Origin of the sequence: Nostoc sp. (genome assembly GCF_036916985.1) — a bacterium.
In the GTDB taxonomy this organism is placed as follows: Bacteria; Cyanobacteriota; Cyanobacteriia; order Cyanobacteriales; family Nostocaceae; genus Nostoc.
In genome coordinates, this window is the sequence record NZ_JBALFD010000075.1 from 21,306 (window position 1) to 31,099 (window position 9,794).

The following is a 9,794-nucleotide window of genomic DNA, read 5'->3' on the forward strand; positions in this document are numbered from 1 at the left end:
CTAAAAGCTAGTTCTAGACTTGCTTTTACGTTAAGTTGACACCTATGGATGATGACAAATGCCTACTACACTGTGGTGGAAGTTTGCCTAATACTTCTAAACTGCTATTTAAAAGCTCAAAACCTATGACGAGAAAAATATTAACTGGACTAAGTTCTGAAGCTTACGAACACCCTTTTGATCGCAAAGCCTTGGCTTCTTTGCAAAAGATGCCCGGTGTCTCCTTACTACTCAAAAAAGTTAACGAATACGGTATTGATCGCTTACTTAGATTGCAAAGCCTTGGTAGTGAAATCAGAATTTCGCCCCGTAATTTTCCGGAATTACATCAAGCATTTGTAGAAACCTGCCAAATTCTTGATGTTGCTCCACTTCCTGAATTGTATCTGTTTCGGGGCACAGGTCACATTGAAACCTATATTGTTGGGGTAGAAAAACCCCTTGTTGGTATCAATTTAGATGCAATGGAGTGGCTTGATGCAAATGAGTTGCTTTACGTTTTCGGACATGAAATCGCTCGCATTAAGAGTCAGCACATGATTTATCACCAAATGGCAATTGTTATGCCAACTTTGAAAAATTTGTTGAGTAGTACCACACTGGGAGTCGGTGGCTTAGTAGCTGGTGGTATGGAATTAGGTTTGTATAATTGGCGGATGATGGCTAGGTTCACCGCCGATCGGGCTGCAATGCTTGCTTGTCAGGATATTGATGTAGCAACTACTACAATGATGAAACTTGCAGGTTTACCGGATGAGTACTTGACTACTGCTGTAATCGAAGATTTTCTCGTCCAAGCCCGTGAGTTTGCATCTAATAACTTAGATAGTGTGGATAAGGTAACAAAAATATTAAGCTATACAGAATCAGAGCTTTCCTGGGTAATTATGCGGGCGGGTGAGTTATTGAAATGGGTTGATTCAGGAGCTTATGATAATTTAATTCAACAAATAAATTTAAAAACACCAGAAGAACCGGAAGGAAAAGAAGAAAAGACACCAGAGGAAAAAGAAGGGTGGAATTTTTTGACTTCTTGGTGATGGAATTTTGGATTTTGGATTGCCCGATTTTAGAATAAAAAAAATCCAATTAACTCATGTGGGGTGAGCATCTTGCCCGCCATATAAACTGGGCTATCGTGTCGCCCACCTCACAATTTTGGATAATTTATTTCTGGGAGTTCCCCTAATGCTGTGCCATCAGCAATTCAAAATCTAGAATTGGCTTACTTTTTAAACTATCAAACAACCTAAGTACTAAGAGTAACGGCTAATTTATCAGCAATTCCCGCAATCCAGTTTTCATCTTGTTTGGTGTAACTGCGAGGAGCGTTTGCTCCTAAAATTAGCGCACCTTGATTGCCAATAGGTTGACAAATTACACCTTGAGTATTCTCTGGTAAATAATCAAATTCAACTCTACCTGGATATATTTTGAGAGCAACTAGATAAATCGGTTTTTGTTTTTCGAGTACTTGTTTTAAGATTACTCCTGGTACAACCTCAGATTTCGTACCCAGAATGCCACGACGCAACAAAACTTTACCTTGATAAAAAACCACAAGCGATCGCGTTACTGTATTAGTCAACAATAAATGAGATGCCCAAGCTAGCTCTGTTTTTACGGCTTCGGGCAAATCTGCTGCGAGTACAAAACCTTCTTCTCCAGTTAGTTCTACAATATCAGGCGATCGCGGCTGAACTTGCTGCCAAATTAAACCCGTCAAAATTAACACCGCACTCAAAATCACGCCCACTACATCACCACGCGATTGAGACTGGGTTAGTTCCGGTGTTAATAAACGGTTAATCAATAAAAGTACAGCGCCTAGCCCACCCACGACAATGGGTAGACGCCGCAAAACTCGATTAGGATCAGGTTTAGTCATTGGGAATTGGGAATTGGGTATTGGGCATTAGATAATAATTAATAGTTCTTCTTCCCCTGCTTCCCCTGCTTCCTGTGCCCCCTGCTCCCCTGCCTCATCTCCTCACTCCTCCCCTGGTTCGATAATCCGCTGGAAAAGATAACCAGTACCCCGCGCGGTGAGAATCAATTCTGGATTGCTAGGATCGTCTTCTAATTTTGCCCGCAAACGGGATATATGCACATCTACTACGCGTGTATCCACATGACGCTCTGGTGTATAACCCCATACTTCCTGCAAAATTTCCGAACGAGAAAAAGCTTCTCCAGAGCGACTGACTAACAACTCTAACAAGCTGAACTCCATACCTGTCAATCGAATCCGCTCATCGCCTTTGTAGACTTGTCGCTTATTCGTATCGATTTTAATATTAGCGACATGGATCACCCCAGAACTGGGAATACCAGAAGCACCGTTTTTATCTACCCGCCGCAGCACCGAGCGAATCCTGGCTTCTAGCTCCTTGGGGGAAAATGGTTTAACTACATAGTCATCAGCACCCAATTCTAATCCGGTGATGCGATCGGCGACATCACCCAAGGCTGTTAGCATAATAATGGGGACATCTGATTCTTTTCGTAATTCTTGACATACACCATAGCCGTCTAGCTTTGGCATCATTACATCTAAAACTACCAGGTCAGGCTCAGTTTTGCGAAAAGTTTCCAAAGCTTCTTCCCCGTCGCCAGCCGTCACTACATCGTAGCCAATCATGGAAAGGCGCGTTTCCAAAATCCGGCGAATGCTGGCTTCGTCGTCTACCACCAAGATTTTTTCTTTATGGCTTTCCAAGTTTCTCTAGGCTCCTTGACTAAAAATTTACATGATTAATTTTTAATACCATAATATTAAGATATCATTCCATGAATTGATTTGGAAAAAGCTCTAAATACTACTATTATTAGTTTCTAGTTTTTTTCAAGAATTAAGTAAATATTAAGATTATTTAATAAGATTTAAGAATGGCAAAGCCAAAAACCTTTTTCACTTGTAACGAATGTGGAGCAGAATCGCCCCAGTGGTTTGGTAAGTGTCCAGCTTGCGGCACTTACAACTCCCTAGAAGAACAAATTTCGATTCAATCCTCAGTAGATGTACCCAGTCGAGGGGGAGTAAGCAGTTGGCAATCGGCTCAAGGCAATGGCAAATCTCATGCTAAACCAGCTAAAGCGCGAGCCTCTTTAACATTCGATCAAATTACCGATCGCCAAATTGCCCGATGGGAGTCTGGTTATGGAGAATTAGATCGGGTGCTTGGAGGTGGGGTTGTCCCTGGTTCTATGGTGCTGATTGGTGGCGATCCAGGTATTGGTAAATCGACTTTATTACTGCAAGTATCAAATCAATTAGCACAGAAATATCGCATCCTTTACGTAACTGGTGAAGAATCGGGACAGCAGGTAAAGTTACGAGCTTCTCGTTTGGGAGTATCAAAACCCCTAAGTGTGGTTAATGAAGAGGATGTTAAGGTAGTAGTAGATCCGGCACTTCCCATAGATCCTGACAGTATCGGTGCAGATTTATACGTACTGCCAGAAACAGATTTAGAAGAAATTTTACGAGAAATAGACTCTCTCAAGCCAAACGTGGCGGTGATTGATAGTATCCAAACGGTGTTTTTTCCGGCGCTGACTTCTGCACCAGGTTCAGTAGCTCAGGTACGGGAATGTACCGCAGCATTGATGAAGGTGGCGAAGCACGAAGATGTCACCATGCTGATTGTGGGACACGTTACCAAAGAAGGAGCGATCGCCGGGCCAAAAGTTTTAGAACATTTAGTAGATACAGTGTTGTATTTTGAAGGCGATCGCTTTGCCTCCCATCGGTTATTACGCACAGTTAAAAATCGCTTCGGTGCAACCCACGAAATCGGCATCTTTGAAATGGTGACAGATGGATTGCGAGAAGTCTCCAATCCCTCAGAGCTATTTTTAGGCAACCGTGACGATCCCGCACCAGGTACGGCAATTGTGGTTGCTTGCGAAGGCACTCGCCCCATCGTTGTGGAATTGCAAGCTTTAGTAAGTCCTACCAGCTACCCTTCCCCTCGGCGGGCTGGAACTGGCGTAGACTACAATCGCCTAGTGCAAATTCTCGCCGTCTTAGAAAAACGAGTGGGAATTCCCATGTCTAAGTTAGATTCTTACGTTGCTTCTGCGGGTGGGTTGAATGTCGAAGAACCGGCAGTAGATTTGGGAATAGCGATCGCAATTGTCGCTAGTTTCCGTGATCGAATCGTCGATCCCGGTACAGTATTAATCGGTGAAGTTGGGTTAGGTGGACAAGTGCGATCGGTTTCCCAAATGGAACTGCGGTTGAAAGAAGCAGCTAAGTTGGGATTTAAAAGAGCGATCGTGCCCAAAGGGACAAAATTCCCCGACTTGAATATTGAGATATTACCAGTTTCTAAAGTAATAGATGCGATTATCGCCGCCATCCCCCATCAAGAACTGACAGCCGACGATTTAGAACCCGATGAAGATGAGTAACTACTGGGTACTGGGTATTAGAAAAATATTCCCCAATCCCCAATCCCCAATCCCCAGTCCCTTTTACACTCCAAAGGAAAACCCATTATGACAACCCTCACCCAAGACTACCAAATCACTTGGGAAAAACTACCCGATGATTACAAACTACCGGATGATCCAGTGGATAACATCAACCAACCAGCTTTAGCTGCTGCACTCACGGAAAGCCTACAATTAGCCGGAAAAATTTCAGCTAACGCCCTAACAACAACTAATTACGGCATTTGTGCCACTTTAAACAACAAAATGGTCATTAAAGCCCCTGATTGGGCTTTCATTGCCAAAATTAATGTTAGTAGAGAAGAAGTAACACGCAGTTACACCCCTCAATTACAGGGTGACATTCCCGTAATTGTGATGGAATTTATTTCCGATACACAGGAGACAGAGTATTCTATCAAAGCGACATATCCCCCAGGAAAATGGTTTTTCTACGAGCGCATTTTAAAAGTACCAAACTACATTATCTTTGAGCCAGATAGCGGCAGTTTAGAGATGTATCGCCTAACCACAGAACAGTACATTTTGCAAGAGCCTAATGAAAATCAACGCTACTGGATAGCAGAAATGAATCTTTACCTTGGAGTGTCCCAAGGTACTCGTGAAAACCGCACAGGAAAGTGGTTACGGTGGTGGGATGAACAAGGAAACCTTCTATCTTGGGCAACAGAATTAGCTGAACAAGAACGCCAACGCGCTGAACAAGAACGCCAACGCGCCGAACGACTAGCAGCACAATTGCGGGCGGCGGGAATTGAGCCAGAAGATTAGACTTCCTGTAAATAATTTAGGTTTGCTAGATTAGTGAAAAATTTGCTAAATCTAGCATTTTTTTTTAGAAAGATGAGATTTTAAATAATACTAATTACAGCCAAAAGTTGAGATTATTTTGTTAATTATTATTGCTAATAATACCAAAGCTAAGGCTAATTTATTCCCGTAACAACTTGAAAATTATTATTAATAATTTTCAAGTTGTTAGTTGACAAGTATAAATTTATACCTTAATATAAAGACATGATAAAGGCGATCGCCTAATCCCGGAAAGAAGAATGCGATCGCCGTTATCTGTCCCCCTTATCAGGAGATAAATACAATGATGGCACAATTACAAAAGTCTGCCCAATCACAGTTAAAGCAATACCTGGGTGAAAATTTAGATACACCCACCCGCAAGGAATCAACTGCACAGCCATTTCCCAACAGAGAACCGATTAAGCATCTACTGATTGGTTCTCCCAAAGCCGTTAGCAGTACAATTCACTACTTGCAGGTAATTGGCTATGCCAGTGTAGGAGATTGGAGTCCACTGCTACCAACTGCCAACCCAGGTGAGGTAATGAGTATTTTAAGCCGTCAAATTTTAACGCAATAACCCCTATCTAACTTAGACCCCGACTTTTTTGAAAAGTCGGGGTTCTGAACATTGCTTAAAGTCCAGCTACCCGTAAGGAACGCAAAACTTATGAGTCAGACCTTTGAAATGGATGATGACTTACGTCCTGAATACGACTTTACTCAACTCCCAGTTATAGCGCGGGGTCAAGGGCGCAAACGATCCACCCTAACAGTCCAGTTAGATCCCGATGTAGCAGCAATTTTTCCAGATTCTGGGGCAGTTAATGAAGGGCTGCGCCTATTAATAAGATTGATTCAACAAACATCATCCCAAGCAGGTGTACAGTCTGTAGCTAGCAAAAGCGATCGCCATAAATTGATTACGATTGAATATACTGCTTATTGTACGCTCCATCAGAATCGCCTAAAATCTCCCTTGCCAAAGCTCTAGCGATGAAACAAATCAAAATTATTGTAGAAAAACATTCTGACGGTTATGTTGCCTACCCTCTGGGTATAAAAGGGGCGATCGTTGGTCAAGGTGACACTTATGAAGAAGCCTTAGCCGATATCAAGTCAGCTATTCGCTGCTACATTGAAATATTTGGCAAAGAAATGCTCGAAGATGACTCACCAATAATTGAGGCTTTTCTGACAGAAGCAGAGGTGGCTATTTAATGCCGAAGTTTCCTATTGATGCGCCTAAAAAGAAAGTTATCAAAGGATTTGCGTTATTGGGGTTTCGCATTGTTCGGTAACGTGAACATATTGTCATGGCGCGAGAAAATGAAGATGCCTCGCAGACACCATTAGTAATGCCTAATCAATCTCAAATTAAATCAGGAACATTAAGAGCAATTTGCACTCAAGTAGGTATCTCACGGGACGAATTCTTAACAGCCTATGAGCAAAGCTGAGTAAAGATGCCAAAAACTGATATTTATGGTGTGCAAAAATAAAAATATCAGTAAAACTACGGTTTTGACCAATGGCGTGGAATCCAGGGCAGGAGTTATGGAGAATATATTGATGTTTACGCCTTCGCAGCTACATTATATTCTTTAGTGACTGGACAATTGCCTATGCCAGCACCAGCTAGACTGCAAAATTTTACGCTACAAGCACCCAAGGAGTTGAATGGCAGTGTTAGCGACAGGGTGAATGAGGCAATTATGAAGGGGATGGCGTTAAATTATAGGTTTCGTCCCCAGTCTGTGCAGGAGTGGTTGGATTTGTTGGGTGCAAGTCCCATCCCGCCAACACAACCAGTAATATCTCGTCTCAATACATCTACATCTTGGGAATGCGCCCACATCATCCCAGGTCATTCTCAGAGGGTTAATTCCGTAGCCATCAGTAGTAATGGGCAAATCCTGGCTAGTGGTGGTTGGGATAGCACTATCAAACTGTGGTCAGTGACAACAGGGAAAGAAATTCGCACCCTGACTGGTCATTCCCACATGATTAATTCCGTCGCCATCAGTAGTGATTGGCAAATCCTGGCTAGTGGTTGTTGGGATAGCACTATCAAACTGTGGTCAGTGACAACAGGTAGAGTAATTCGCACCTTGACTGGTCATTTTGAACGGGTTAATTCCGTCGTCATCAATAGTGATGGGCAAATTCTGGCTAGTGGTGGTTGGGACAAGACTATCAAACTGTGGTCAATAGTAACAGGGAAAGAAATTTGCACCCTGACTGGTCATTCCCAGATAGTTAATTCCGTCGTCATCAGTAGTGATGGGCAAATTCTGGCTAGTGGTAGTGAAGACAAGACTATCAAACTGTGGTCAATAGCAACAGGGAAAGAAATTTGCACCCTGACTGGTCATTCCCAGATAGTTAATTCCGTCGTCATCAGTAGTGATGGGCAAATTCTGGCCAGTGGTAGTGAAGATAAGACTATCAAACTGTGGTCAATAGCAACAGGGAAAGAAATTTGCACTCTCAGTCATTTCGACTCAGTTACATCCCTCGCCTTTACCCCCGATGGAGATTGGCTGGCTGCGGGAGATAAGAACGGGAATATCAAAATATGGCGATCGCAGTTAATTGTAGAATAACAGCGTCAAAATATCATCTTGAAAGAAATGGAATGGTAAGGTTTATGCTACAAAACGAATCCGCCCAATCTTCATGGAAAAAGCCACAGTAATTGTAGTTATAACCGTTTACACTTATTACTTCTAAACAGAGATATTCCTATGAAAATTAGCTATGATGCCGAAGTTGATGCTCTCAGTATCACTTTCCGCGAAACCACTGTAACAACGCAACATTTAGCTGAAGGAATCGCCGCCGATTATGATGCAGAAGGACTATTAGCTGGTATCGAGATATTAGATGCTGTCAAACGATTTGGTGGACAAGAAACTCTCCGCCAAGTAATTATTGAAGGAATAGGTTTGTCAGTTACTAGTGAAAACATGACAAATGTTGAAAAAACAACAGCCTGACAATGAAAATTACTTACGATCCAAGGTACAACATAGCTAAGAGTCGCACATCGTAAAGATATTTATAGAATTTTTACTTGATCTAATATCTTTAGAGAAACACATATCATAAATTGTATCATGCTGACTATGACAACCGTAATTGCTAGACCTTCATCCTTGATTGGCAGTATCAGAATAGAAAAGCTGGATAAATTTAACCTATTCAAATTTAATGATGAACTGCAAGCACGGATGGAAGAACTCTTAGAACGCAAAAAAGCTGATTTACTAACTCCAGAAGAAGCGATCGCACTTGAAGAAATTGGAGAACTAGATAGAATTTTCACCCATATCAACGCGATGCTAGTAGCTCAACACAATGATAGATGATGCTACTAAAGAAATTGTCCGAAAACGCGCCAATTATCTGTGTGAGTATTGCCATTCTCCCGAACGTATTTCCACAACCAGATTCACAGTAGACCATTTGATACCAAAATCTATTGGTGGTTCTGACGAGCTTAATAATTAGGAAAGAGCCTTTGAATCTTACTCCCCTTCCCTTGTAGGGAAGGGGCTGGGGGTTAGGTCAGTATTCCACTCAACCGAGAAGCGCTACAAACCCTATTGCTCTTTAACCTACAACTGTTTAGTTCTAAACACAAACTTTCCGGCTTCAAACGAAAACATTTTCACTTGAAACCGGAAAGTTCTCGTTTAAAACCAGAACATTCTCATTTGAAACAAAAACGTTCTCACTTGAAACCGGAAAGTTCTCGTTTAAAATCAAAACATTTTCACTTGAAACGACAACGTTCTTGCTGACAACAGCAAAACTTGAGCTTCTGACTGGGAGTTTTTCACTTGAAACAGAAACACCCAAACTCAGAAGCTCAAAGTTTTAGATTTTAAGTAGAAGCATTGAGTTAATTTCTCGACTTAGGGAACTCCAAATAAAAAAATACTCAACTACTTCTTGTGGGGTGGGCGACACGATAGCCCATAGCCAAGGGCGGACAAGATGTCCACCCCACAAGATTGGATAATTTATTTGTTGGAAGCCCCTTATGAACTTTGTGGTTGTACTTTTTTAGCTTTCCGGGCAAATCTGCGTCCTAAATCATCAATCATTGACTCTAAACCCGCGCCTTTACCACTGACTTTCGCATAGTTATATACCATCAATCCCGCCGCATAAGCTTCGCTACCAACAGCCACAGATGTATCATCCACCAGTTCTTGCAGTTGCGTCAACGACAGCAAAATGGGATACAGGGCTTCAAATAATTCGATATCTTGGCGCATTTCATTCAAGTCAAAAGAACGAGGTAAGAAGTCAGGGTTTTGTGTGCCGATTTCCAACGCCTTACTCACAAACGCCCGACTCTTATCCCCCAGCTTGGGTAAAGCTTTACGCTCCTCCGTTGTCAAATCAATCAAGAACGGTAACTTTTCGCGGATAGTAGTAATAAGCTGTTCCACATTTCAATTGCATAAATGGTAAACTAGATATATCCGTGCATTCAGCATTATTATGCCTGCCAAAGGGTTTCTAGCTCA

14 protein-coding genes are annotated in these 9,794 nt (G+C 42.1%); 11 read left to right on the forward strand and 3 right to left on the reverse strand.

Features of this window, described 5'->3' with window-relative positions; translation table 11 throughout:
- Positions 1 to 125 precede the first annotated feature (125 nt).
- A complete protein-coding gene (locus tag V7L07_RS24410) occupies positions 126 to 1,040 on the forward strand; it encodes a M48 family metallopeptidase (protein ID WP_335061416.1) in 915 nt (304 codons plus the stop codon).
- 209 nt (positions 1,041 to 1,249) lie between these two features.
- On the opposite strand, the gene V7L07_RS24415 is transcribed toward V7L07_RS24410, so the two are convergent.
- Together V7L07_RS24415 and rpaB are read right to left on the reverse strand one after the other, a co-directional pair.
- Positions 1,250 to 1,888 carry a cofactor assembly of complex C subunit B gene (locus tag V7L07_RS24415; RefSeq protein ID WP_335061417.1) on the reverse strand — a complete coding sequence of 213 codons (639 nt, stop codon included), beginning with the start codon at positions 1,886 to 1,888 and terminating at the stop codon, positions 1,250 to 1,252.
- 102 nt (positions 1,889 to 1,990) lie between these two features.
- Positions 1,991 to 2,719: a response regulator transcription factor RpaB gene (gene rpaB / locus V7L07_RS24420; RefSeq protein ID WP_012412029.1), complete on the reverse strand. Its 729-nt coding sequence runs from the start codon at positions 2,717 to 2,719 to the stop codon at positions 1,991 to 1,993.
- Positions 2,720 to 2,889: 170 nt separating this feature from the next.
- Between rpaB and radA the strand changes: the two genes are divergently transcribed.
- The 10 genes from radA (at position 2,890) to V7L07_RS24470 (ending at position 8,766) form a co-directional block, all read left to right on the forward strand.
- A complete protein-coding gene (gene radA / locus V7L07_RS24425; RefSeq protein WP_334779589.1) occupies positions 2,890 to 4,416 on the forward strand; it encodes a DNA repair protein RadA in 1,527 nt (508 codons plus the stop codon).
- 87 nt (positions 4,417 to 4,503) lie between these two features.
- Positions 4,504 to 5,229 (forward strand): Uma2 family endonuclease, encoded by a 726-nt coding sequence (locus V7L07_RS24430; RefSeq protein WP_335061418.1) that lies wholly within the window; start codon positions 4,504 to 4,506, stop codon positions 5,227 to 5,229.
- A 325-nt stretch (positions 5,230 to 5,554) separates the two neighbouring features.
- Positions 5,555 to 5,833: a hypothetical protein gene (locus V7L07_RS24435; protein WP_099102210.1), complete on the forward strand. Its 279-nt coding sequence runs from the start codon at positions 5,555 to 5,557 to the stop codon at positions 5,831 to 5,833.
- A gap of 90 nt (positions 5,834 to 5,923) precedes the next feature.
- Positions 5,924 to 6,247: a hypothetical protein gene (locus tag V7L07_RS24440; protein ID WP_335061419.1), complete on the forward strand. Its 324-nt coding sequence runs from the start codon at positions 5,924 to 5,926 to the stop codon at positions 6,245 to 6,247.
- 2 nt (positions 6,248 to 6,249) lie between these two features.
- Positions 6,250 to 6,474, forward strand: a complete 225-nt coding sequence (locus tag V7L07_RS24445; protein ID WP_335055488.1) for a type II toxin-antitoxin system HicB family antitoxin — start codon at positions 6,250 to 6,252, stop codon at positions 6,472 to 6,474.
- Between the two features lie 95 nt (positions 6,475 to 6,569).
- Positions 6,570 to 6,713 (forward strand): hypothetical protein, encoded by a 144-nt coding sequence (locus V7L07_RS24450; protein WP_335061420.1) that lies wholly within the window; start codon positions 6,570 to 6,572, stop codon positions 6,711 to 6,713.
- Positions 6,714 to 6,878: 165 nt separating this feature from the next.
- The gene (locus tag V7L07_RS24455; protein ID WP_335061421.1) at positions 6,879 to 7,859 is read left to right on the forward strand and encodes a WD40 repeat domain-containing protein; all 981 of its coding nucleotides are present in this window, start codon (positions 6,879 to 6,881) and stop codon (positions 7,857 to 7,859) included.
- A gap of 141 nt (positions 7,860 to 8,000) precedes the next feature.
- Complete coding sequence (locus V7L07_RS24460; protein ID WP_335061422.1) at positions 8,001 to 8,252, forward strand: DUF2283 domain-containing protein; 252 nt, start codon at positions 8,001 to 8,003, stop codon at positions 8,250 to 8,252.
- Positions 8,253 to 8,381: 129 nt separating this feature from the next.
- A complete protein-coding gene (locus tag V7L07_RS24465) occupies positions 8,382 to 8,624 on the forward strand; it encodes a hypothetical protein (protein WP_335061423.1) in 243 nt (80 codons plus the stop codon).
- A complete protein-coding gene (locus V7L07_RS24470; RefSeq protein WP_335061424.1) occupies positions 8,614 to 8,766 on the forward strand; it encodes an HNH endonuclease in 153 nt (50 codons plus the stop codon). The genes V7L07_RS24465 and V7L07_RS24470 overlap by 11 nt, the downstream gene beginning before the upstream one ends.
- Positions 8,767 to 9,299: 533 nt before the next feature.
- Here V7L07_RS24470 and V7L07_RS24475 read toward each other — a convergent pair.
- Positions 9,300 to 9,716: a hypothetical protein gene (locus V7L07_RS24475; protein WP_335061425.1), complete on the reverse strand. Its 417-nt coding sequence runs from the start codon at positions 9,714 to 9,716 to the stop codon at positions 9,300 to 9,302.
- Between the last annotated feature and the right edge of the window lie 78 nt (positions 9,717 to 9,794).

Excerpts from the sequence above, each read along its gene's own strand:
- V7L07_RS24410 (WP_335061416.1), top strand. The coding sequence starts at position 126 with ATGACGAGAAAAATATTAACTGGACTAAGTTCTGAAGCTTACGAACAC.
- V7L07_RS24415 (WP_335061417.1), bottom strand. The coding sequence starts at position 1,888 with ATGACTAAACCTGATCCTAATCGAGTTTTGCGGCGTCTACCCATTGTC.
- radA (WP_334779589.1), top strand. The coding sequence starts at position 2,890 with ATGGCAAAGCCAAAAACCTTTTTCACTTGTAACGAATGTGGAGCAGAA.
- V7L07_RS24430 (WP_335061418.1), top strand. The coding sequence starts at position 4,504 with ATGACAACCCTCACCCAAGACTACCAAATCACTTGGGAAAAACTACCC.
- V7L07_RS24435 (WP_099102210.1), top strand. The coding sequence starts at position 5,555 with ATGATGGCACAATTACAAAAGTCTGCCCAATCACAGTTAAAGCAATAC.
- V7L07_RS24440 (WP_335061419.1), top strand. The coding sequence starts at position 5,924 with ATGAGTCAGACCTTTGAAATGGATGATGACTTACGTCCTGAATACGAC.
- V7L07_RS24445 (WP_335055488.1), top strand. The coding sequence starts at position 6,250 with ATGAAACAAATCAAAATTATTGTAGAAAAACATTCTGACGGTTATGTT.
- V7L07_RS24450 (WP_335061420.1), top strand. The coding sequence starts at position 6,570 with ATGGCGCGAGAAAATGAAGATGCCTCGCAGACACCATTAGTAATGCCT.
- V7L07_RS24455 (WP_335061421.1), top strand. The coding sequence starts at position 6,879 with ATGCCAGCACCAGCTAGACTGCAAAATTTTACGCTACAAGCACCCAAG.
- V7L07_RS24460 (WP_335061422.1), top strand. The coding sequence starts at position 8,001 with ATGAAAATTAGCTATGATGCCGAAGTTGATGCTCTCAGTATCACTTTC.
- V7L07_RS24465 (WP_335061423.1), top strand. The coding sequence starts at position 8,382 with ATGACAACCGTAATTGCTAGACCTTCATCCTTGATTGGCAGTATCAGA.
- V7L07_RS24470 (WP_335061424.1), top strand. The coding sequence starts at position 8,614 with ATGATAGATGATGCTACTAAAGAAATTGTCCGAAAACGCGCCAATTAT.